General features: G+C 58.7%; 20 protein-coding genes. 10 read left to right on the forward strand and 10 right to left on the reverse strand.

All coding sequences use genetic code 11. The annotated features are described in order from the left end of the window. Positions 1-2: 2 nt before the first annotated feature. Positions 3-1,484 (reverse strand): tol-pal system protein YbgF, encoded by a 1,482-nt coding sequence (gene ybgF, locus BCS36_RS02425; RefSeq protein WP_291301331.1) that lies wholly within the window; start codon positions 1,482-1,484, stop codon positions 3-5. 196 nt (positions 1,485-1,680) lie between these two features. Here ybgF and BCS36_RS02430 point away from each other — a divergent pair, with 196 nt between their 5' ends. After that, a complete protein-coding gene (locus BCS36_RS02430; protein ID WP_291301332.1) occupies positions 1,681-2,817 on the forward strand; it encodes a hypothetical protein in 1,137 nt (378 codons plus the stop codon). Between the two features lie 274 nt (positions 2,818-3,091). Here BCS36_RS02430 and BCS36_RS02435 read toward each other — a convergent pair whose 3' ends face one another. Then, complete coding sequence (locus BCS36_RS02435) at positions 3,092-4,429, reverse strand: glycosyltransferase (RefSeq protein ID WP_291301352.1); 1,338 nt, start codon at positions 4,427-4,429, stop codon at positions 3,092-3,094. Positions 4,430-4,445: 16 nt separating this feature from the next. Further along, positions 4,446-5,723, reverse strand: a complete 1,278-nt coding sequence (locus tag BCS36_RS02440) for a glycosyltransferase family 9 protein (RefSeq protein ID WP_291301333.1) — start codon at positions 5,721-5,723, stop codon at positions 4,446-4,448. Between the two features lie 185 nt (positions 5,724-5,908). On the opposite strand from BCS36_RS02440, the gene BCS36_RS02445 reads away from it, so the two are divergent. The 5 genes from BCS36_RS02445 (at position 5,909) to tilS (ending at position 10,413) form a co-directional block, all read left to right on the forward strand. Beyond that, complete coding sequence (locus tag BCS36_RS02445) at positions 5,909-6,634, forward strand: bifunctional precorrin-2 dehydrogenase/sirohydrochlorin ferrochelatase (protein WP_291301334.1); 726 nt, start codon at positions 5,909-5,911, stop codon at positions 6,632-6,634. Then, entirely contained in the window at positions 6,621-7,448 is an 828-nt protein-coding gene (locus tag BCS36_RS02450; RefSeq protein ID WP_291301335.1) for an inner membrane protein YpjD, read from the forward strand. Before BCS36_RS02445 ends, BCS36_RS02450 begins: the two co-directional genes overlap by 14 nt. A 13-nt stretch (positions 7,449-7,461) precedes the next feature. Then, positions 7,462-8,754, forward strand: coding sequence for a glutamyl-tRNA reductase (gene hemA, locus BCS36_RS02455; RefSeq protein ID WP_291301336.1), 1,293 nt, complete (start codon positions 7,462-7,464; stop codon positions 8,752-8,754). Next, positions 8,754-9,089 (forward strand): hypothetical protein, encoded by a 336-nt coding sequence (locus BCS36_RS02460; RefSeq protein ID WP_291301337.1) that lies wholly within the window; start codon positions 8,754-8,756, stop codon positions 9,087-9,089. The genes hemA and BCS36_RS02460 overlap by 1 nt, the downstream gene beginning before the upstream one ends. A gap of 67 nt (positions 9,090-9,156) precedes the next feature. After that, complete coding sequence (tilS, locus tag BCS36_RS02465; protein WP_291301338.1) at positions 9,157-10,413, forward strand: tRNA lysidine(34) synthetase TilS; 1,257 nt, start codon at positions 9,157-9,159, stop codon at positions 10,411-10,413. 585 nt (positions 10,414-10,998) lie between these two features. Here tilS and dxs read toward each other — a convergent pair. The 7 genes from dxs to ispG form a co-directional block, all read right to left on the reverse strand. After that, positions 10,999-12,876: a 1-deoxy-D-xylulose-5-phosphate synthase gene (gene dxs / locus BCS36_RS02470; RefSeq protein WP_291301353.1), complete on the reverse strand. Its 1,878-nt coding sequence runs from the start codon at positions 12,874-12,876 to the stop codon at positions 10,999-11,001. Positions 12,877-13,012: 136 nt separating this feature from the next. Further along, positions 13,013-13,906 carry a polyprenyl synthetase family protein gene (locus BCS36_RS02475; RefSeq protein WP_291301339.1) on the reverse strand — a complete coding sequence of 298 codons (894 nt, stop codon included), beginning with the start codon at positions 13,904-13,906 and terminating at the stop codon, positions 13,013-13,015. Between the two features lie 15 nt (positions 13,907-13,921). Continuing rightward, complete coding sequence (gene xseB, locus BCS36_RS02480; protein ID WP_291301340.1) at positions 13,922-14,206, reverse strand: exodeoxyribonuclease VII small subunit; 285 nt, start codon at positions 14,204-14,206, stop codon at positions 13,922-13,924. 186 nt (positions 14,207-14,392) lie between these two features. Further along, the gene (locus BCS36_RS02485; RefSeq protein ID WP_291301341.1) at positions 14,393-15,415 is read right to left on the reverse strand and encodes a M23 family metallopeptidase; all 1,023 of its coding nucleotides are present in this window, start codon (positions 15,413-15,415) and stop codon (positions 14,393-14,395) included. Further along, positions 15,412-16,890 (reverse strand): exodeoxyribonuclease VII large subunit, encoded by a 1,479-nt coding sequence (gene xseA / locus BCS36_RS02490; RefSeq protein ID WP_291301342.1) that lies wholly within the window; start codon positions 16,888-16,890, stop codon positions 15,412-15,414. Before xseA ends, BCS36_RS02485 begins: the two co-directional genes overlap by 4 nt. Before the next feature lie 143 nt (positions 16,891-17,033). Next, the gene (locus BCS36_RS02495) at positions 17,034-18,758 is read right to left on the reverse strand and encodes a proline--tRNA ligase (RefSeq protein ID WP_291301343.1); all 1,725 of its coding nucleotides are present in this window, start codon (positions 18,756-18,758) and stop codon (positions 17,034-17,036) included. Continuing rightward, the gene (ispG, locus tag BCS36_RS02500; RefSeq protein WP_291301344.1) at positions 18,758-19,870 is read right to left on the reverse strand and encodes a flavodoxin-dependent (E)-4-hydroxy-3-methylbut-2-enyl-diphosphate synthase; all 1,113 of its coding nucleotides are present in this window, start codon (positions 19,868-19,870) and stop codon (positions 18,758-18,760) included. The genes BCS36_RS02495 and ispG overlap by 1 nt, the downstream gene beginning before the upstream one ends. Before the next feature lie 189 nt (positions 19,871-20,059). Here ispG and BCS36_RS02505 point away from each other — a divergent pair, with 189 nt between their 5' ends. The 4 genes from BCS36_RS02505 to ychF all read left to right on the forward strand — a co-directional run bounded on the left by BCS36_RS02505 (position 20,060) and on the right by ychF (position 23,129). Beyond that, positions 20,060-20,761: a FlgO family outer membrane protein gene (locus BCS36_RS02505; RefSeq protein ID WP_291301345.1), complete on the forward strand. Its 702-nt coding sequence runs from the start codon at positions 20,060-20,062 to the stop codon at positions 20,759-20,761. 14 nt (positions 20,762-20,775) lie between these two features. After that, positions 20,776-21,117, forward strand: a complete 342-nt coding sequence (locus BCS36_RS02510) for a hypothetical protein (protein ID WP_291301346.1) — start codon at positions 20,776-20,778, stop codon at positions 21,115-21,117. An 8-nt stretch (positions 21,118-21,125) separates the two neighbouring features. After that, the gene (locus BCS36_RS02515) at positions 21,126-21,740 is read left to right on the forward strand and encodes a FlgO family outer membrane protein (RefSeq protein ID WP_291301347.1); all 615 of its coding nucleotides are present in this window, start codon (positions 21,126-21,128) and stop codon (positions 21,738-21,740) included. A 285-nt stretch (positions 21,741-22,025) separates the two neighbouring features. Continuing rightward, complete coding sequence (gene ychF, locus BCS36_RS02520; RefSeq protein WP_291301348.1) at positions 22,026-23,129, forward strand: redox-regulated ATPase YchF; 1,104 nt, start codon at positions 22,026-22,028, stop codon at positions 23,127-23,129. Positions 23,130-23,473 lie beyond the last annotated feature (344 nt).

Raw genomic sequence — 23,473 nt, forward strand, 5'->3', positions numbered from 1 at the left:
GGCTAGCGGGCCAGTCCACGTGACCGGGCGATCCGGGCGGCCTCGGAACTGGGGAAGCGCGCCAGCAGCTGTTTGTAAGTCTCTGCAGCCCCGGCCTTGTCGCCAAGACGGCTCAGGCACATGCCGGTTTTGAGCAGGGCATCGGCATTTTTGTGGTGCTGCGGATAAGATGCGTCAACCTTACGAAACTGGTTCAGAGCTTCCTGATATTTGCCCTGCGCATACAAGCCCTCGCCAATCCAGTACTCGGCATTGGCCGCATACACGCCCTGCGGGTATTCCTGCAGAAAACTTTCAAACCGGGCTATGCCCTCAGTCGAGCGCCCTGACGTCATGAGCGTAAGGGCCGCGTCATAGGCAGCTTTTTCGTTCTTCGCAGGCTTGGTGGATTGCGGCGCGGCAGCGGCAGAAGGCAAAGGCTTTGCCGGGGCCGTCGGGGCAGTCGTCTGCGTTGCGGGAGCGGGCATGGCTGCAGGAGTTGGCGTGGCAGAAGCTGGCGCGTCCACAGGGGGCAAGCCAGGATGTTCCGGCGGCAGCGCCAGGTTAGAGGGCGGCAGGGAGGGTACGGGCACGGCCGCATTGCCGCCTGCCGGGTCGCCCCTGTCGGGGTTGGCGGCATTGGCGGAAACGGCGGGCTGATTGGCGCTCTGATTTGCAAAATTTGTCGGATTGACGGCAGGCGGCACCACAGGTTCCGGGGCTGCCACGGGCGGCAGGCCTATACTGACCGTTCCCGCCCCATTGGCGGGCTGGGAAGTTTTGTTTGATGCGCCGACCTGCCCATGGGGTCCAGCCGTGGCAGCTTTCACCTGCGAGGGATTGGCGGCAGGCGTTGCGACGACGGTTTCAGTTGCGGCAGGGGCAGGCGATGTGGGCTGCGGGAAAGATCGCGGCGGAGCCGCAGGATCAATGACCCGCCCCTTGGGGGCGCTGGCAGTTTCTGGCGCGACGGCGGTGGGTTGCGTTTCTTTGCCCTTGGAGGCAGGCGTTTTTTCGCCTGCCCTGGCTGGAGAAGACACAGGTTCTGCAGCCATCGGAGCTGCAGCAGGCGAGGCCGCTGCGGCTGGGACAGGCGGGGCAGCCACTGACGCAGGACCGTTTTTCCCCAGCGCCACATCGGGCGGGCGTTGGGCAACCGGAACAGGCGTCGGGGCCGTGCCTGCTCCCCCCTGGGAGTCCGAAGAAACGTCTGCTGCCGCCGATGGCGCGGCCTTCACCGGCGCAGGCGGCAAGATGGGAACGACAGTCATGCTGGTTTTCTGGCCGCCACGGGTGCGCACTTCAAATGTTCTATTTTTGAGCTGGGCCACCTGGCTGTCCAGAGTGGCCACGCTCTGCTCCAGAGCATTCAAGCGCTGATCGGTTGCGCGCAGGGCCTGCTGGTTGGCCGTCTCTTTACCTTCCACATGGCGTAACTGCGCCGTTGAGGCGCAACCCGCGGACATAAGCACGCAAGCCAGAGGTACAGCAAAAAATTTATTCATAACGTCTCCCGCAATAATTTTGCCCCAAGCCCGGGCATATATCAAGAACCCTTGCGGCCCCGGCTTTTTTAAGGCAAATACAGGCTTGAACGCATTTTTTCGACCATAGCGTACTTTCCCAAGCTAGTGCAAGATTATAAGGAGCAGTCATGAGTGTTTCTGTTCTGAAGCCACGCCCAGCTACAGGCGGCGCCCGATGAACTTTTTTCAGAATGCCTTGGTTCAGCTCTCCGCCTGGATGGAGCTGCCGCGTCAATGGATGCAGACCTGCCCCTTTTTGCAGACAGGCCTTGATTCCCTGTGCGTAACCCTGGCTCTGGCCGCCTTGCTGGCCTTTGCGGGGCTTGGCTTCATGTCGGCCACTGCACGAATATTGTCCATAACCCGCAAGCGCTCCTCCTATGATAAATGTGCGCGCCAACTGGCCCATCTGGCGTTGGTTCTGGGCTGGGTTCTGCTGGTGGCGGGGCGCGTGTGGTTGTTTTTCGTGCAGGGTTCCTACACCCCAGATTCCCTGCCCGACTTTATGGTGGAACTCAGCTGGATTATGCTGGGCCTCGCCGTACTGATCAGCAGTCTATACTTCGCGTTATGGAAGTTCCTTGTGAAGGTTCCGATTCTGCATGTGGTCATGGGCATGATCAGCAGCGTGCAAGGCTGCATCGCCGTGCTTGTCGCCCTGAGTTCCGCCCGCATGATAAACGCTTATACCAGCCCCGACGCCACATCCATCACCCTGGGCGACATTTTCTTTCCCGGCTGGTTTTCGCCTTTCTGGCGCTCCTTATACTGGACTCTGCCTCTTATTCTGGCCATGGCGGCTGCAAGCGGAGCCATGTGGCTGACGCTACGCCGCCAGCGCGACGATTTCGGCCGCGACCACTACAATACCATGGTGCCCTGGTGCGCCATATGGGCTCGGAATGCCTGGGCCGTCTTCTGGCTGATATTTCTCGCATCGACAGTGGCTGAAATACAGCAGGCATGGCAGGGCGGCGTTTTCACCACTGAAAATGCCCTGCGCGAAAGCGCCAAGGTGCTGGTGTGGCTTGTTCCCCTGATTCTGTGGACAGTTGTGGCCCGCAGCGCCGCGCCCATGCGCCACAAGTTCACCCTGCTGGTGGCCCTGATCATGGCCGTGGCCTTCATGCTGCCCTATTATTCTCAGGCGACCAACCTGTCTTCCCCGGCGTCCAGGACGATCCAGGAAATGATCATTGCCCCCCTGCAGGAAAGAGAATTGCCACCTTCGCCGCAAACAGCACCAGAAACTGCGCCCGAAGCGGACCAACAGGCAAGACCCCAAGCCGCGCCGCAAAAAAGCCCTGAGTAGCTGACGCCCGCCTTCATGCCCCCCACGGTTCTTGGCGGTTCTGGCCAATAACGCCGGGGTGGTTTCGGGGCATGACGTGACACCAAACAGTCTTTTCTGCTTTCACACAAAAACCCCGCATTACGCGGGGTTTTTGTGTGAGACCAGAGCAGACAAGCTTTGAAGCAGCTACATCTCAATAAAAGTTTTAGGGGGTGGGGCATGGAGACCCTTTTGCAAAAGGGTTTCCTCCCCCACAGAACATTTCTCCCAAACAAAGCATTTCAAAACATAATTACCTATTTGCGTACTGCTTGCGCCATTCGTCCAAAAACAGCAGGCAGGTTTCCATTTCATCAAGAACGCCGGATCTGGCCCTGAGCGCTGCGGCAACATGATCAAAATCCGCATGGGGCCCCAGCCCCAGACGCTCTACGGTGTGGGCCATGGCCGCGCTCAGATCCGCCGCCAGTTCCAACGTCAATCCCTTGGGCAAGGGCCGCGCAGAGGAACCGGATTCGTCATTTTGCCCGTCCGAGTTTTCGTGCGCATGTTCTTCGTTCCCGCCATCGGGCCAGGGGCCAAGACGCTCGGCCATATAATCCAGCAGGCGCTGCATGCGCTGTTGATAGGTATGCTCGCGCAACACACGCTCCCGCGCCCTTGCGGCATACGCGCTCCGCGCTTCGGGATGCGCGAGAAAGTAGTCAAGCTTGGCGTAAAATTCTTCAATGGTGGAAAAGGTCGCCAACTCGTCGGGAGCAAAAAGGTCAGCCAATAAGCTGCGTTGGTCCAAAAGCTGAAAAGCATTCATGGCTGCCAGTTCAAAGGTACGCGGATTGACAAAATCGCCATGGCTTACAAGCTCTGTCGTGTGCAGGCTGGAATGCAGGTTGAGGTTCACCTTGATGGCGTTATAGATTTTTACGCTTTCTTCCTCGCCGATGCGCGCGCCGCCACGCTGCACATGGGCGGCCAGCAGATTTTCGCCTTCCCAGTCAGAACCCCAGATTTTGAAATTGCGGCCAAGCAGCGGCCTGAAGGCCAACCGCCGATTGGGATATCCTGCGCCCAAAAATCCTATATCCGCGCCATACTCCCGCTGTTCTTCAGGGCTGAGAGCCACTGGCTTATGAAAATCCGGCTGTGCGGCCATTGGCAGATAGAGCGCGTTGGTCTGCCCTGTCTCGGCCAGCATATCCAGGAAAGGCTGCTTCTGGATAACGGCAAAAACGTCATACAGGGGGGCGTAGGCGCGCCAGTACTGAAAAATCGCATGGTCTTCAACAAACCACATGGCCGTTCGCACCCCGGCCCGCCGCAACCGCTGCAGAAGGCTGCGCCCCATGGGAGCCTGGGCCATGGCCAGAACCAGGTGCGGTTCCTGCGCCTGCACCTGCGCCCACACTGCCTGTGCCACAACCTGAAGAAAGGAATTTTCAAGCTGCGCAGTCTGGGCAGGAGGCAACCCAAGCCCCTGCAGGCCCGTAAAAGCCGGATACATGAGCGGAGCCTCGAAAGTCCGCACGCTGTGCCCCATCTCTTCCAAGGCGCGCGCGCAGTACCTGCCTATGGGCAAGGAACCGCCATACATCGGCAAAACCACAAGAATTCTCAGAGAGGCAGAGGGCATGGGCATATTCTCCACTTCAGCAGTATCTGCCGGGCGGCAGCATCCAGTCCGTATCGCGGCACAACCATTCGTCAAACAGCCAGGCAACGTCAGAATTGATCTCGCCAGAACCATTGAAGCCAGCAGCATCTTCCGCTGGCTTTGCAAAGGGCACTTTCAGATATGAAGCCAAAAATTGCCTCACCTGCGCGCGCTTGGCCGCATGCCTGTCGGTTCCGGCCACGAGGTGCAGCACTGTGCCAAGAGAATCCACGCGGCTGCGCCATAGTTGCAAACCTTCGGGCAAAGCCGCGCGTCCCGTTCCCTCGGTCAGGGCCAGCGTCAATGAGCGCAGCAGGTTCTGACTGCGAAAAGGCTCAAGGCAGGCCGTATCATACGGACATGGGGCCGACTCCAGGCAGGGGGCGCAATGCCGCTCTGCCTGCCAGACAAGATGCCCCTGCCCGTACGGCCCAGTTTCATGCGCAAAGGCTGAAGACAGAAAAAAGGCCAGAACAGGCACGCCGAGGTGCGCGGCCAGATGCATGCTGCCTGTATCCGGCGTTATCAGGGCGTCCAGCCCGCTGACCGCGTCAACAAGACCCGGCCAGTCGGTTTTACCGCTCAGATCTTCCACCTTGTCCAGCATCTTGGGCGGCAACAGCCGTTGCAGCTTGCGCGCCACGTTTTTTTCCGCACTGGAGCCGAGCAGGCGCACTTTTGGGCCGCCCATGGCGGAAAAAGCCGTACGCACCACTTCAGCCAGCAAGGGAGCGGGTAGTGAACGGCGGGATTCACGCCCGGCCAGCACCACGCCGATACCCTGCCCACCGGGAACGGCCACGGGATTAACCTCGGCGGGCGGCAAAGGATCATTGGCGAAGTGGCCCCAAAAATCCACAAGATTCAGCGATGAAAGCACGCGCTGGCGGCTCAGCTGAAAGGCCATTCTGGCCCACGGGGAGCGCCATACGCCGTCGGCAGCGGGTTTGTAGCCCACAACCGTCTCTGGCGCGAAGAGGCGGCACAGGGCCGCAGTCAGACCGGAAAAATTGCAGTTATATACGGCAGTGAACTCCATGTCGCGCCAGTCTGCCAGAACCCGGATATTTTTTTCCAGAACTTCATGTTCCTGGCAGCCGTGCAAAGCAAGGCCGTGTACTGTGGCAAAAGGATAGATCAGACGCGCAAGGGCAGACAGGCCAGCATCAACAGCCAGATGCACCTGGCCACGCCGCGCAAGAGTACGCAGCAAGCGCCCTGTTTGCACCACATCGCCAAAGCGTGCCGCCTGAATAACCAAAAATGTCGCCATGCCCCTTCCTGGTTTTGCGATTTGTCGTCAGGGCTGCCACTGCCATGAACAGCGGCATTGCCGCGCCCGCCGCCAAAATCAATCAATATGGGGAAGGTACGGCAATAGGCGAACGGAAGCAAGCGCGGGGGACTTTGCAAAAAACGCCAGCTTCTGTACAATACTGCATTCCGTAGATTTACAGCATGACGCACACCGGACCCCATATGGAAACTTTCGCGCCCAAAACACCTCTGTATCCGCTCTTTCTTAGTCTCAGCGGGCTGAACTGCCTGCTGGTCGGGCTAGGGCAGGTCGGGCAGCGAAAACTGGCTGGTCTTCTGGCCTGCGATCCGGCATCGGTCCTCGTGCTGGAGCGCAATGATCCGCCAGCACACGACGCTTCCCTGCAAGATCTGCTGCGGGATCAACGCGTACGCTTTGAGCGCCGAACCTGCATGGCGGACGACATACACGGCAAAGCCCTGGTATTTGCCGCCACTGGCGATGTGGACGAAAACCGGCGCATAGCGGCATTGTGCCGTAGCCTGGGCGTACTGTGCAACTGCGCCAGCACCCCGGAAGAAGGAAACGTTCAGGTTCCGGCTGTGGCCCGTTGCGCGCCTCTTTCTGCGGCCCTGTCCACTGGCGGCGCAAGCCCTGCCCTGGCCAGGCGCTGGAAAGACGAACTGGGGCAATGGCTGGCTCCGCGTGCCCGCATGGCCACCCTTATGGGCAGGTTGCGTCCTCTGGTTCTTGCCTTGGGCGTCGAGACAGGGCAGAATACGCAGTTGTTCCGAAGCTTGGCAGTCTCCCCGCTTCAGCAGTGGCTTGAAGCCGGAGATATCGAAAACTGCCGACAGTGCCTGCTGGCGGAACTGCCAGCGGAATTGCACGTTCATATAGCGGAGTTACTTTATGATCTCCCCTGAGTTTTCTACCGGCGTCACCCTGCTGCTCTACGGGCTGGCAAGTGTGTCCGGCATTGCTGGCATGATGGCGCGCAGCCCTTTCTGGCGGCGTGCCTGCTGCTACCTTGCTGCCGCAGGCTTTATTTTTCAGACTATCGGCCTGGCCATGGGCTTTCACAAGGCCTTGCCTGACGGGCTGAGTCTTGGCGCTTACCTGCAGCTCATGGCCTGGTTTGTGGTCTTGTGCGGCCTTGCCTCCTGGGGCAAATTCAAGCAGGAAGCCTCGCTTATTTTTGCCTCGCCGCTGGGGCTCATGCTCTTTGCCATGTCCGCGCCCTATCTTCAGGCTGTGGTCGAGGTGCCGCATTATCTCAAAGCGCCCTTCTATGCCCTGCATATAGCCACGCTCTTTCTCAGTCTCGCCCTCATGGCCCTGGCTTTTGCGGCTGGTTCTCTTTTTCTTTTTCTTGAGTCCCGCATCAAAAGCAAGCAGTACATGAAGGGCTTCTGGCAGGACATGCCCGCTCTTGCCATGCTTGACAAAATCAACGCCTTTGCCACGGTCGTGGCCTATCCACTGTATACTCTCGGCATCGTTTCTGGCCTCATATGGGCCAAACCTGTTTTTGGAGCCACGGTAACGGGCGACCCCAAAGAAGTCATCAGCATCGTCATCTGGCTGCTGTTTTCCGTGCTGTTCAACAACAGGCTCACCAAGGGCTGGCGTGGGCGAAAACCCGCGCGGCTGGCTGTTTTCATATTTATACTGTGTCTTTTTTCAATCATTGTGGTGAATACCTTTATGGAAACGCACCACGCATTCATCCGGCGCTGACTCGGGCATAATTATGGACTGTGATATTTTTCTTGTGGGCCTGAATCACCGCACCGCCGGAGTGGACGTGCGCGAACGCTTCGCCCTGGCCAATCATTGCGATGAGGAACACTGGGCACTGCCATGTACCGGCGCGGTGAGCGAAAGCGTCATACTTTCCACCTGTAACCGCGTTGAAATTCTGGCTGCGGGCGCTGGCGACATGGCCGAGCAGATACTGTGCAACTGGGCAAAGGCCAGAGGAACTGACGTTGAAGACCTCAGGCCCTACGTCTATGTGCATAAAAACCTTGAAGCCGTCCGACATCTGTTTTCAGTGGCGTCGAGCCTGGATTCGATGGTGCTGGGCGAGCCGCAGATTCTCGGACAGCTGAAAACCGCCTACCGCAAGGCCGTCAAAAGCCGCGCCACCGGGGTTATACTCAACAGGCTGCTGCACAAGGCTTTTTCCGTGGCCAAGAGGGTGCGTACAGAAACGGCGGTGGCTTCCAGCGCGGTTTCCATCAGCTATGCCGCCGTCGAGCTTGCCAAACGCATCTTCGGCGACATGCGGGAACACAAGGCCATGCTGGTGGGCGCGGGTGAAATGGCGGAACTGGCGGCCATGCATCTGCTTCAGTCGGGCATCAACGAAATTCTTGTGGCCAACCGCACCCACGTTCGCGGGCAGGAACTGGCCAAGCAATTCAATGGCCGCGCCATCCCTTTTGAGCAGATGCCCCACTACCTGCTTGATGTGGACATCATCATCACCTCAACGGGTTCGCAGGAGCCCATCATCCGCGCGCGCGACATCCGCGCCGCGCTCAAGGCCCGTAAAAACAGGCCCATGTTCTTCATCGACATCGCGGTACCCCGCGACATCGACCCTGACGTCAACGGCCTGGACAACGTATACCTCTATGACATCGACGATCTCAGAGAAGTGGTGGAAGAAAACCTGGCCAACCGCCGGGATGAAGCGGCCAAAGCTGCGGAAATCGTCAATGAAGAAGTGGCGTATTTTTCAAAATGGCTTGCCAGCCTGGACATGCAGCCCACCATTGTCGACCTGATCAAAAAGAGCCAGGCCATTGCCGAAGAGGAACTGGCCAAGACCCTCAAACGCTTGGGCCCGGTGGATGACACGACCCGTGAAGCGCTGGAAGCCATGGCCAGATCTCTGGTGCGCAAGCTTAATCACGACCCCATTATGTTTCTGAAACACGGCGGCATGTCGCAGGAAGGCAACGGCCCGCGGATCAGTGTTATGCGACGCATATTCAACCTTGATAAAACAGGCTGTATTTATTCGGAGGAAAACTGATGCGCTGGTACGGCATTGATGACCTCACGCCCGAAGAAATTTCCAAGATAACCGCCACTCTCAAGGATATGGAGCTTGAATCCGGCATGGACGGCCTCTATTGGCTGCCTGCTCCAGTAGAAATGCTTTCTCCTGTTCAGAAAGAACATGTGAAAAGCTGCGGTCCGCACGTTTTTGGTCTTGAAGTTGAAGAAGATTCCCTGCGTATGGAGCTGCTTGTCAGAGCCAAGAACCGCATGCGGTGCGATTGCGTGCATTATGCCGGCCCCGAGCTGCGCGCCAGCATGATAGCCTGGTTGGAACAGATGCTGACCGACCTTGGCATCACCACCTAAATACCGGTTTGCGCATTGTTTCAGACAGTTCATGCCGTACCGGGGGCCTGCAAATCCCCTCCGTGTCGTGCGCGCCGTAGATTACTATATCATCGCGCAGCACTCTTCTTACGACCAGCCCTACGCCGCCCGTTCAGGCAGGGCCATGAGCCAGCCGCAGCACGCCCGCCGTACCCGTTCAGACCGTTGCGGCCCGCAACCGGGGCACAGCATGAACCAGATGCCAAATTTACAAAGCCTTCCACGCGCCTCTGCGCTTCTTTGCCTTGAAGTTGAACGCTTCTGCCTGCGCCAGTTGGCCTTGCCAAAGGGGGCAAGCCTTGTACTGGCAGTTTCCGGCGGTGCTGATTCCACAGCGCTGGCTCTTATACTCTCCCTTCTGGCACCGCGCCTGAACCTGCGTCTTTCAGCCCTGAGCGTCAATCACGGTCTGCGGCCCGAAGCAGATGAAGACGCGGCCCATGCTCTCGCAGTCTGCCACGCTCTTGGCATGCACTGCGCCGTGCGCGCGGCGGATGTGCGAGGCTTTGCCGCCAGCCGCCATATGGGTGAGGAAGAGGCGGGACGCGCCGTGCGTTACGCGCTGCTGGAAGAAGAACGCGTAGCCCAAAACGCGCATTTTATCGCCCTTGGGCATCACTGCCAGGATCTCAGTGAAGACATCGTGTTGCGGCTTGTTCGTGGCGCTGGCTGGCCATCGCTTGGCGGCATGCCAGCCAGAGATGACGCGCGCTGTTTGCTGCGGCCACTGCTGGGTTGCGAACCTGATGATCTCAGGCAGCTTCTGCGGCAATGCGGCCTTGGCTGGCGTGAAGACGCCAGCAACCAAAGCTTGGACTATCGGCGAAACAGGCTCCGCCTTCAGACCCTGCCCTTGCTGCGGGCTGAAAACCCCTCCCTGGACCGCACCCTCGGCCACATGTGGCAACTGGCCAACCTCGACAGAGACTACTGGGAAAAGACCCTTGACGAGGCCCTGGCTGCCAATCCCTGGCAGGAAATGACTAACGAACGCCAAGACGGTCTTCCAGCCCTTGCCGCGTTGACGTTGCCCCGCGCTCTGTTGCGCCCCTTGCACCCGGCGGCCCGCTTGCGGCTGTATATGCGGGCGCTGCAACATTTATGCTCCAGCAGCAAGGCAGTGATTTCCACAGGCGCGCCCGCGCTGCCGCCGCACTCAACATCCGCCCAGGCCAGGGCGAGCACTCTGCTTGCACTGGACGAAGCCCTTACGCAGGGGCGCGGCAATACACGCTTTCAGCTGCCCGGCGGCATAGAGGCGCACCTCAAGGGAGGGGGCGTTACCTTCACCCGTGCGCTGTAACTGCTTTGTGGTGGAGGGGGCATGAGAAAGTACTATTTGCAGCGCGGCCAGGATGTCTGCTTTGTGGGGGAGGGGCCTTTTGCAAAAGGGTCCCCTCCCCCACGCCCGCACCCCTTAAAACCTTTATTGTTGTTTAGAGCAATTTCACTTTGAAATTGCTCTAACGGCTGTATGAGCAGACGCCCGCTGCGGAGGCGCTAGCGAGCTTCAGGCAAGCCCTGCGGGCAACACTGCCGCGAAGACAGCACTGCTATTTATTTACGCTGTTACGCGCCGAAGCGGGCGTCTTGGAAGCATTGAGAATGGATATTCTCAATGCGAAAATGCTATAATACAGTACACAGTGTGTTCTGATCTTAAGTGCGAGGCTAGGGGCAGCGCTTCCAGACGGCGCAGCATTTCTAAGCCTCTGCGCTCCAAGGTTTCAGCTTCACACCCGCGCATCAAGCCTCCTTGCAGGAAAAATCATTCCAAAGCGCCGTGCGCGTAAAAAAAGGGAAAAGAAGCCTTTCAAGACTTCTTTTCCCCGTAATCCTGTTCATACTCCGGGGCTTTCAGCCAGAGTAATGGCACGTCGAAGTTGCTTTATTTCTGATTTGCCAGATCAATGACTGCCTGAGCAATATTCTTCGTACGCAGGCCCACAAGCTCGCGCAGACGCAACTGGCTGCCATGCTCGACAAAACTGTCGGGCAGCCCAAGCCGCTTGATCCTCTGGCCACGCATAAGCCCGTTGTCCACATAAAATTCCAGCACAGCCGATGCAAACCCGCCAGCCAGCACGCCCTCTTCCACAAAAAGAATGCGGTCGAAGCGGCCCGCAATGGTGGCAAGCTGTTCCTGCGGCAAGGGTTTGAGCCATACGGGATCAAAAACCAGAGGCCGGACGCCAAGGATCTGTTCAACCTGCGCCGCAGCCTCAAGGGCGGGATGGGCGCGGCTGCCCACAGCCACGATGGCGATGCCTTCACCGTCCTGAAGCACCTCTCCTCTGCCGGGGGTCAGCAGGCGCGGCTGCCCGTCCAGCGGAACGCCAAAACCCGCGCCTCTGGGATACCGCAAAGCACATGGCCCGTCGTGGTTGAGCGAGGTGAAAAGACAATGGCGCAGCATATCCTCATCGCGGGGCGCCAGCAGATTTATCTGGGGGATATGCCGCAAATAGGCGATGTCAAAGGCACCGTGGTGCGTGGCTCCGTCTTCGCCCACAAGACCGGCGCGGTCCACACACAGGGTAACGGGCAGGTTTTGAATACAGACGTCGTGCACCACCTGATCGTAAGAGCGCTGAAGAAACGTGGAATAAATGGCCAGCGCCGGACGGTACCCCTGGCTGGCAAGGCCAGCGGCAAAGGTTACAGCGTGCTGCTCGCAGATGCCCACGTCCACAAAACGATCGGGGAAGCGCTCCCTGAAACTGTCCGTGCCGGTGCCTTCTGGCATGGCAGCCGTAATGGCGATAATCCTTTTATCCTTTTCAGCCAGCTCAACCAGTGTTTTGCTGAAAATTCCGGTAAAAGACGGAACCTTGGCTGTGGAGGGTACGGGCTGACCAGTTTCAGGCGTAAACAGCCCGACGCCGTGATAGAGGGTCGGATTTTTTTCCGCAGGCGCATAGCCTTTGCCCTTTTGCGTGCGCACATGCAGCAGCACGGGGCCGTCCTCGACAGCTGCCGCCATTTGCAGATGGCGGCGCAGGCTTGTGAGGTCATGGCCGTCAACCGGGCCAATATAATTGAAACGAAAAGCCTCGAACAGCATGCCAGGCGTAAAAAACGACTTGAAACTCCCCTCGCCCCGCAGGGCATACAAGGCCAGTTTTTGACCTATGCGCGGGATGGAGCGCAGGAAGTTGAGCACTTCCTTACGGGCCTGCCGCACCCAGCGCCGGGACATGGTACGGCTTAAAAACAGAGAAAGCGCGCCGACATTGGGCGAAATGGACATTTCATTGTCATTGAGCACCACAATGAGCCGCCGCCCCATATGCCCGGCCAGATTAAGCCCTTCAAACGCTTCGCCTGCGGTCAGGGAGCCGTCGCCGATAACGGCCAGCACATGGTGTTTGAGGCCCGAAAGATCACGGGCCAAAGCCATGCCAAGGGCGGCGGAAACGGATGTTGAGGAATGCCCGACGCCAAAGTGGTCATAAGGGCTTTCGGCCATGCGCGGAAAGCCTGAAATGCCGCCAAAGGTACGCAGGGTGTCAAACTGATGCGCCCGCCCCGTGAGCAGTTTATGCGCATAAGCCTGGTGGCCCACATCCCAAACGAGCTTGTCTTTTTCAATATTAAACGTGGAAAGGAGCGCAAGCGTCAGTTCCACAACCCCCAGTGAAGGGGCGAGGTGACCGCCATTGCGCGAAACCACTTCAATAATACGCTGCCGCACTTCGCCAGCCAACTGTTCCAGTTGGACTTCACTCATGCCCCCCAACTGCGAAGGGCGTTCAATACTGTCCAAAAGCGAACCGTGCGGTTCTGCCTGCGGCGAATCATGGGAAAGATCCCGCCCGGCATGACCTGCTTCAGCCACATTTACCCCCTGCGTATTCCCAGAGAAGTCGACCGGCATTGTTGTTTTTTGCGCATCAAACATATCAGGCCGCCCTGTTGACAGTGTATTCGGCCAGAGCACGTAAGAATTCCGCTTCCTGCCCACTGAAGGCCGCCAAAGCAGCCTTGGCGGTCTCGGCCTGTTCCTGCGCAAGGGCGCGGCTTTTATCGAGCCCCATCAAGGCGGGATAGGTTTTTTTGCCCTGGGCCACATCACTGCCAGCGGGCTTGCCAAGCGTGGCTGTATCCGCCACCACATCAAGAATATCATCGGCTATCTGAAAGGCAACACCCAGAGACGCGCCATAGGAACCAATGGCTGCAAGATCCCCGTCAGAAGCCCCGGCCAGCATGGCCCCGCACACGCAGGAGGCCCGAAGCAGCGCGCCTGTCTTCATGGCGTGTATGCCGCGCAATTCCTCAAGCGTGATCTCCGCCTTGCCGGTAAATATCATATCCCATTCCTGCCCGCCCACCATGCCGGACGCGCCCGCAGCCAGGGCCAGTTCGCCCACGGCGCGCAAAACACGGGGAGGAGCCACGGGGCTGCGGCACATCAGCAAAAAGGCGTCGGTAAGCAGGCCGTCACCGGCAAGAATGGCGGTGGGCTCGTCAAAAGCCTTGTGGTTTGAGGGCTTGCCGCGACGCAAGTCATCATTATCCATGGCCGGAAGGTCGTCATGCACAAGAGAATAGGTGTGGATCATCTCAATGGCCGAAGCAAAAGGCAGAGCATCCTGAATGGGCAGCCCGCACATGGCCGCAGCGCTCAGACAGAGCACGGGGCGCAGGCGCTTGCCGCCGGCCTGAAGGCTGTACTGCATCGAATCCTTGAGGCGTTGCGGTATGGGCCGACCGTCAAAAGCGACCGCAAGACAGGCCTCCACCATTTGGGCACGTTCGCGCAAAAGCTCCTTCATCCGGGATACTGGCATCATCACCTGTCAAGCCTCCTACGCTTCTTCGGCTTCTTCAGCTTCATCGTCAGGGTAGGAACCGAGGCCCTCCCCTCCCTGGGTTGCCTGCCCGGCCATGGGGCGGGCCTGGCCGTCCTGCCAGACTTCCAGCTCGTGTCGCGCCTTGTCGAGCTGCTGGCGGCAATACCGCGCGCATCCGGCGCCTTCTTTATACAGGGCCATGCCTTTTTCCAGAGGCAAATCTCCAGATTCCAACGCTGCAACTATTTCCTGGAGGCGGGCCAGTTTTTTTTCAAAAAGATTTTCTGTTTTGGCGCTCATACAGTCTACTTTCCCTTTTCAGGAGCTTGTGAGGGCTGGCTCACGGCATCAGAGCAATGTAACTTTTAAATTGCTCTGACGGCTGCGTGAGCAGACGTTCGCTACGGAGGCGTAAGCGCAGTTTGGCTGTGCGGTTAAACGCCGAAGTGAGCGCGCCTTAAACTTTGAAAATGTATATTCTCAAAGCTAATCTGCTCTAGGGGCTACCCCCCCATCGGCACGAGGAGCCTGAAGAAGCGGCTGCGGATCCACAGACACGCCCTGCACCAGGAGCGAGAGGTGCAAATGTGGCCCTGTCACGCGCCCAGTGGCCCCGACAAGGCCTATGACTTCTCCCTTGCGCACGGCCTGATCCTTTGTAACCAGAATTTTGGACATGTGCAGGTACGCCGTAAAAACCCCTTCGCCGTGATTGATGTACACCACATTGCCCGAGAAGTACAAATCACCCGTCAGGGCCACCCGGCCATCGGCGCAAGCCACGATGGGGGTTCCCTCTGTGCCGCGCAGGTCCAGTCCACGGTGCAAACCGCGCGGTTGGCCGTTAAATACCCGCTTGAGTCCGAAAAGGCTCGAAACGTCACCGGGAACGGGCCGATCAAAAGGCAGCGTCCAGAGACGTTCTGGCGTGTATGCGGCAAGGGTTTTGCGCACAAGCTCCCTGTCGGCCTTGATGCGCTCCATTTGCGCCGCTGGCGGATCGACATACTTTTTGTCCACAGTGAGCTTCTGAACCGGGCGGTCCTTATCGTATACGCCAATGCCCAGTGTGGCCGCCTGTGGGGCAGCGGTTGTTTTTTTGCCGCCTGCATGGCCTGCTATGGGGGTCACGGCCAGTGTGAAATCATTTTCCTTGGCATCAAGAGGTACGGGCAACAGCATGACGGCCTGCCACTTTTGCGCCCCCCCGGGACCCTGTACGGCGGCAATGGCCGTGGCGGCGTAACTCTTGCCCATCCACTTGAAGCTGAAGGCAGTTACGGGTTCATCACTGACAGCCAGAGCCACAAAAGCATCCCCCCTGGCCACCGAGGCAGGGGCTTCAAGCTTTACCTGAGGAGCGGCAAAAGCAGGAATTCCCCACAGGGGAGACAAAAGCAGCAAAGAGAAAAACGCCAGAATCAAGGGCAGCATGAGGGCCGACCTCTGCACGGATTTTTCCGCACGCATGCCCTGATGCCGCAGTATATTACTCAATTGTTGTATCATGACTCCTCCATCTTGCGACTTTGGCGGCGCTGCACGCCGTTTACCACGGCAGACAGGCTGCCATCGGCCAGACGCACTTCTATACTGGTCCCGGAAGGAACCTGATCAACCGAGCGCACAAGGCCTTCAGGCGTGCTTACCAGAGCATAGCCGCGCGTAAGAGGCATAAGGGGATCGCGCGCCTCAAGAGCCATGCTCAGATTTTCAAGACGCCGCAACTGTTCCGCAACGTAGCCCCGTGCCGTGCTTTGCCAGTGTTGGATGCCGTGATGCAGCGCACGCTCCTTGTCAGTCACAAGTCGCGGCAAAGCCGCATGCAGCCGGTCGGCAAGTTGTTCCAGCCGCGCATCAAGGGAATCCAGTTTTTCTGTGCCAAGGGCGCTGCGCAGGGCGCGCTCCAGAAAATCGGCTTTCCGCGCCTTGTCATCCAGCCAGTAACGGCCTGAACGCTCCAAAGACGCTTCCAGGCTCGCAAGGCGTTCATAAAGGCGCTCGTGGTGACGCTGCGGCGAAAACCAGGACAAGGCTTTTTCGCATTCGCGCAGAGCCTGCCCGGCTGCCTCTACGCGCCGTTCCGTGGCGCGGCGCAGGGCTGCCCAGGTTTCATCCACGCGCTGGTGAAGTTCCATCCGTAATGGCCAGAGCAGCTGGGCCGCGTGGCTTGGCGTTGCCGCACGCATATCTGCGGTCATGTCCGCCAGGGTAACATCCACCTCATGCCCTATGCCAGCCAGCACAGGCAGGCGGGACTCAAATATGGCCTGGGCCACGGATTCTTCATTGAAGGCCCACAGATCTTCCAAAGAGCCGCCGCCGCGCACGAGCACGATGGCCTGCGCCCAATCCTGGGCATTGGCTTCAGCCAGAGCCCGCACAATGGCCGGAGCAGCTTCCGCCCCCTGCACCAATGCCGGAAACAGACGGATGCGCGAACCGCTGCCGCGAGTGCGCGCCAGTTCAAGAAAATCGTGAACGGCCGCCCCTGTAGGGGATGTGATGAGCGCTATACGTTGCGGATCACGAGGGAGCGGACGCTTACGCTGGCTGCTGAAATACCCCAGAGCCGCCAGCTTGCGCTTGCTTTCCTCAAAAGCCAGGGCCAGCAGCCCCTCGCCCGCAGGTTGCACCAGTTCCACGGCAAGCTGATATTGCCCGCGTGGGGCGTATACGCTGATGCGCCCCGCGCAAAGCACATCCAGACCATTGCGCAAGAGTTCAAGGGGGGACGGCCTTGGTTTGTCAAAAACCTCACCCGTTAGCGGATCAAAAGGCTGATCAGCCTGCCGCTGCATGTGGCGGAACCAGACGCACTGCAATTGCGCATCCTGATCTTTAAGGCTGAAATAGACATGCCCGGAACCGGGGCGGGAAAAATTTGTCACCTCGCCCCGCACCCAGACAAAGGGAAAGCGCCCCTCAAGGCTCTTGCGCAATTGCTCTGTAAGCTCGCGGACTGTCAGTATGGTTTCCTGCATGGTACCCCGTGGCCCCTTGCGCGGCGAAGGAAAGGGGGCGACTCACTGACGAACTGCGTCATGAGCCGCCCGGACACTGCAATGAGGCTGCCCGGCACGGTTGAAAAAAACGCGCCAGGCAGCCACGCTGAAGTACAAACGTATTAACGGTTGGCCCAACCCTGCCGGACTTTTTCAATCCAGGCGGCAAAATCCTGCTCAAGGTTGTCCACGGCAAGTTCGCCCTTTTCACCCGTGCGGCGGTCTTTGCATTCCACGATGCCACGGGCAAGGCCCTTGCCGCCAACCACAAGCTGCGCGGGGATGCCAAGCAGGTCGGCGTCCTTGAATTTGACGCCGGGGCGCTCTTCGCGGTCGTCCATCAGCACTTCCACGCCCATGCCCTGCAACAGGGCATATATTTCTTCAACCTTTGCATTAACTTCATCGCTGCGGGGATCGAGGTTGAGCAACATGCACTCAAAGGGAGCCACCGGCGGGGGAAAGATAATACCGTGTTCGTCGTGATTCTGCTCAATGGCGGCAGCGGCCACGCGGGACACGCCTATGCCGTAACAGCCCATAATCATGATCTGTTCTTTGCCGTTTTCGTCCAGGAACACAGCGTGCATGGCTTCACTATATTTCAGGCCCAACATGAAGATGTGCCCCACCTCAATGCCCCTGGTCAGTTCCATGCGGCCGCCGCAGCGCGGGCACTGGTCTTCGGGGGTGATGGTGCGCAAATCGCCCCAGGCAGTCACAGCGGCATCACGCTTGAGGTCAATATGCCTGATATGGGCATCAGCCGCATTGGCGCCAACCACATAGTCCGTACCGCCCTGAAGCTCCGCGTCGGCATAAACGGGCACGCCGAGCCCCACAGGGCCGGCAAAGCCAACGGGCGCTCCGGTTGCCGCCTGCACTGTGGCAGCGTCGGCCAATTCCACTTCCTGCGCCTTCATCAGGTTCTTGAGCTTGATGTCATTCACTTCGCGGTCGCCGCGCACCAGCACGGCCACAGTCTTGCCGTCAGCCTTGAACAGCATGGTTTTGACTACGCTGCTCGCGGGCACGTCAAGCATGGCAGCCACTTCTTCCACACTGTGCGCTCCGGGCGTGGCGACGGTTTCCTTGTCCGGGCAGGCCGCCGTGGCAGGCTGGCCCTTCCAGACGACTTCCGCCCTTTCCACATTGGCGGCATATTCGCAGTCATGACAGAAAGCGATAGTGTCCTCGCCAGTATCGGCCAGCACCATGAATTCATGAGAGAAATTGCCGCCTATGGAGCCGGTGTCGGCCTCAACCGCGCGGAAGCGCAAGCCCAGGCGCTTGAAGACGCGCATATAGGCGTCGTACATGGCCTTGTAGCTTTTTTCCGCGCCTTCGGTGGTCGCGTCAAAAGAATAGCCGTCCTTCATGACAAATTCGCGCCCGCGCATGAGGCCGAAGCGAGGGCGGATTTCGTCGCGGAACTTGGTCTGTATCTGATACAGGCGCACAGGCAGCTGGCGGTAGGAGCGCACCTCGCCGCGCACAAGATCGGTAATGACTTCTTCATGCGTGGGGCCGAGGCAATACTCGCGCTCATTGCGGTCTTTGAAGCGCAGAAGCTCCTTGCCGTAATGCTCCCAGCGGCCTGTTTCTTTCCACAGGTCGGCGGGCTGCACCATGGGCATGAGCAACTCGCGAAAATCGGCCTTCTCCATTTCTTCACGCACGATGCGGCCGATTTTTTCAATGACCCTCAGGCCAAGGGGCAGGTAAATATACAGCCCTGACGTGAGCCGACGAACCATGCCAGCCCGCAGCAGAAGCTTGTGGCTGACCACTTCCGCATCGGCCGGGGATTCCTTGAGTGTGGGAATATAGCAGGAGCTGAAGCGCATTAGATGTTTTCCTTTTCGTTAAGCAGTGATTGCAGTTCTTCCATAAACGCGGCCAGCAGGGCTTCCTGCCCCTTGACGGAGCGAACGATCTCGCCCTTGCGGAAAATAATGCCCTTGTCACGCCCTCCGGCCACGCCCAGATCGGCTTCACGGGCCTCACCGGGTCCGTTGACCACGCAGCCCATAACCGCCACCTTTACATCGGCGGTGGAGGTTGCCAGCCGATCTTCAACGGCGCGCGCCAGTGAAAAAAGGTCAATTTCCGTCCGGCCGCAGGTCGGGCAGGAAATGATTTCCGGCCCGCGCGAGCGCAGACCAAGGGCGCGCAGAATCTCCCAGGCAACCGTGACCTCTTCGGCGGGATCGGCCGTGAGGGACACGCGCAGCGTGTCGCCAATGCCTTCGTGCAGCAATATGCCCAGCCCCACTGCGGATTTGACCGTGCCGCGCATGAGGCCCCCGGCTTCGGTAATGCCGATATGGGCGGGATAATCACAGGCCTCGGCAAGCAGGCGGTAGGCCGTGATGGTGTCCATCACGGATGAGGACTTGAGGGAAATCTTGGTATCGTAAAATCCGCGCGCCTCCAGCAGCCGTACGTGACCAAGGGCGCTTTCCACCAGGGCTTGCGGGCAGGGCCCGCCGTATTTGCGCAGCAGGTCTTTTTCCACAGAACCGGAATTGACCCCTACGCGAATGACCGCGCCATGCGCCTTGGCCGCATCAACCACACTGTCCACATGGGCCTTGGGGCCTATATTGCCGGGATTGATGCGCAGCCCCTCAAAGCCCGCCTCCAAAGCGCCCATGGCAAGACGGTGATCAAAATGGATGTCGGCAATGAGGGGCAGAGATGTGCCCGCGCGAATGGCAGGCAGCGCCGCCACGGCGGCTTCATCAGGCACGGCCAGACGCACCACCTCGCAGCCCCGTTCCGCCAGCCTGGCTATCTGCGCCAGCGTGGCCTTAGGGTCGCGGGTGTCCGTGTTGGTCATGCTTTGAACCACAACGGGCGCGCCCCCGCCCACAGTCACGCTGCCGAGGCGTATGGCCCTGGTGCATTTGCGCATGCCTTTTCTCCAATAAAAAGCCTGACGACGCTGTGCCGCCATATCCTGTTAAGGGCGTCTTGTATGCTATTTCCGGCCGCAAGCCAAGCATGTAGCCGATTATGCCGCTGGAACATGTTTTGCATATTTTTCGTAAAAAAACAGTGGGCGGGATGCTGCCTGTTTTTGTCCCGGCACTGAAGTTTATCGCGCAGGGGCCGATAAGTACAACAGAACACTATTGAGGTTGCCATGCACAGCTTATTACGTCTTATACTTATTTGCACCCTTGCGCTGCCATTGTTGCCGGGCTGCTCTAAAGCTCCGGCCACTGCCAATGATCCTGGCTACATAGACGCCGTCGAGCTGAAGCTGAAATTTCGTGAACTGGCGGACCAGATGCTTGCCACCATGCCCAATGACGCCCTGCAAGGGGTCGTGGCCATGCCCACATCCTTTGTCGACGAAAACAGCACGTCGCGCAGTTCCCCTCTGGGCCGACTCATGGGTGAAGCCATGTTTTACGAGTTCAACCAGCGCGGCTTTCCCGCGCGCGAATACCGCCTGACCGGCAATATCGCTGTGGTGGGCGGGCGCGATGATCTGGCCCTGATCGAAAACGCCGTCATCCCGGCCGGACAAAAATGGGCAGCTCTGGTCGTGGGTACCTATTATGTGGACAAGGACGCCACCTTCATCAACGCACGTCTGGTTCGCGCCACGGATGGCCTGGTCATGCGCACGGGGCAGCTTGTGCTTGTGAATACCCCTATTGTGGCCCGCATGGGCAAATCTGACCCCCCTGCCGTCAAACCCGCGCCCGCGCAGTCCGGCAGTTCCAGTGTGGCCTCTTCATCAAAGCCATCCGGCCAGCGTGGCGGTTTGTACCCTTCGCTCTACACTCCGGCCAGTTCCATCACCAGCGGCAGCATTAACATCAAACAGGGCAAATAATGCCGGAAGCAGCCATGCGCGTCATCCCACGCATCATTACAATTATTATTCTTGCTCTTGCGGCGGGACCGGTTCTGACAGTAAGCCTGGACGGCCCGCAGGCAAAAGGCCAGAATATTACTGCCTATGAATCAGGCCAAGCCCAAACGGCACGCACTGGCGCGTCAGTGGGGCAAGGGCCGAACATCAGCGCAAAATACTTGAAGCAGGCCCGGCAATACCGGGACCAGGGCCGCTATGAACTGGCCCGTCAGTCATACACGCAAGCGCTTTCCACCTGCCGATCCGCCGAGGATCTGGCGGTTATTGAAAAAGAACTGGGCGGCATTGAACTTTTGCTGCGCACCATGCGTTGAGGATTATCATGAGCCGTTATATTGCCGTTATTCTTTTGCTGGCGGCCCTGCTTCTACCACTCACGGCCGCCGCCGATGGCAACGTGCCCGCAGCAGCCACCAGGATAGCGCGTCAGCTGGATGAGCAGTTGATGATGCGCTACGCGGGCTCCGATCCAGAGGTAAGCAAAAAAGAACAACAATCCCTGGCGCGCGCCAATATTATTATCATGGGCACCACCCCTGCCAACCTCAACGACCTGGATGAGGCTTCGCCGCTGGCCCGCCAGATGATGGAAGAGGTCACGCGCTGGCTTATGAACGCGGGATACCGCTTTCAGGAACTGCGCAAGGGAAGCGACATCTATTTTGACAAAAAGAAGGGCGAGTTTATCCTTACCCGCGACGTCAAGCGCCTGGCCAGCAGGGTCGGCACAAGCCAGGCCATCATGGCGGGCACCTACGTCGTCAGCGGTGAACAGGTGCGCTTCAACATCCGGCTGATCCACACCAACAGCAATGAAGTACTGGCTATGGGTTCGGGCACGGTGCCCATTACCGATGACCTCATGCCGCTCCTGCGCGATCCGTCTCCTGGGGGCAAGGGGGGCGTTACGCCCACGGTGAATACGCGCTTGCAGTAAGTTTTCTTGCCTCCGCCACACTTTCTGTCTATAACAGGCCCGGCCCGGTACATGTGCCGGGCCTTCTGGAGCTAAACACTTGAAATGCTCGCTTACGGCAGGCAAAAAGCCTGCCTGCTCGCATTTCGTGGCAAGGATTTTCAAAAAAATCCTTGCAGAGCAGTTGACTCGTTTCATTCGTAATCTGCTCTAGCCTGAACATTTCGCTGCGCGGGTCCGCAACAACCCGCGCGGCTTCGTTATTCCTTTCAATGCAAGAGCACTTGTCGCGATTCAGGAGAAAGCATGGCCCTCAGCATAGGTATCGTCGGTCTGCCCAACGTGGGCAAGTCTACTCTTTTCAACGCCCTCACCAAGGCCCAGAACGCCCAGGCCGCCAACTATCCCTTCTGCACCATTGAGCCCAACAAGGCCACAGTTGCCGTGCCTGACAAGCGCCTGCAGGAGCTGACAAACAAAGCCAAGCCGCAAAAAACCATCAACGCCAGCGTGGACTTTATCGACATCGCCGGTCTTGTGCGCGGCGCCAGCAAGGGCGAAGGCCTTGGCAACCAGTTTTTGGGCAACATCCGCGAATGCGCGGCCATTGTGCACGTGGTGCGCTGTTTTGAGGACGAAAACATCACGCACGTGGACGGTGGCGTAGACCCCCTGCGCGATGTGGACACCATTGAAACAGAACTGCTGCTGGCCGACCTGCAAAGCGTCGAAAAGCGTCTGGAACGTCTGCAAAAGATGGCCAAAACCAACAAAGACGCCAAGGTAGTGGCCGACATAATGCAGACCTTGCTGGCCCACCTTAATGACGGCAAGGCCGCCCGTGATTTCCCCCTGCCCGAAACCAATGAAGCGTTCATGACTTCGTGGCGCGAACTGGGCCTGCTGACGGCCAAACCCGTCATTTACTGCGCCAATGTGGACGAGGCCGCAGTGGCCGAAGGTAACGCCTTTGTGGAAACCCTCAAAGCTTTTGCCGCCGAGCGCCAATCGGGCTTTGCCTGCATTTGCGCCAAACTGGAAGAAGAACTGCAGGGGCTGTCCGACGCGGAACAGGCAGAAATGCTGTCTTCATACGGTATTGATGAAAGCGGCCTTGTGCGCATCATTCGCACTGGCTATGAAACGCTCGGCCTGTGCAGCTACTTCACCGTCGGCCCGCAAGAAGTGCGCGCCTGGACCATCCACAAGGGCTGGAAGGCCCCTCAGGCGGCTGGCGTCATACATACGGACTTTGAGCGCGGCTTTATTCGCGCCGAGGTCATTTCCTACAATGACTACATGAGCCACGAAAATGAAGCAGCCTGCCGCTCCAGCGGCGTGCTGCGCGTGGAAGGCAAGGAATATGTGGTCAAGGACGGGGATGTGATGCACTTCCTGTTTAATGTTTAGTGCCAGTTGACTTTGAAATGCCTTGTGAGGAGGGACCCTTTGGCAAAAGGGTCCCTCCTCCACGCTTCCAACCCTGAAATCTTTATTCCCCTTAAGAACAGATTCTCTCTGAAATACTTCATATTTCAATGTGCCATTCTGCCGGAGCATATGGTTTTTGGCAGCGTCCGCGCTATGCAAATCAAAACCACCGGCTATGCGAGCGGTTTTAATTAACAATAAATATCCCCCGGCATAGCCGGGGGTTTTTCATATGCGCCTGTAAGGCTCTCTTACCAGCTGCGCCCTAGCAGGCGCATGCACGATCTGACATTTGCATTTCTGTTACTTGCGGCCCGTAAACG

It is taken from the genome of Desulfovibrio sp. MES5, assembly GCF_002237645.1.
In the GTDB taxonomy this organism is placed as follows: Bacteria; Desulfobacterota; Desulfovibrionia; order Desulfovibrionales; family Desulfovibrionaceae; genus Desulfovibrio.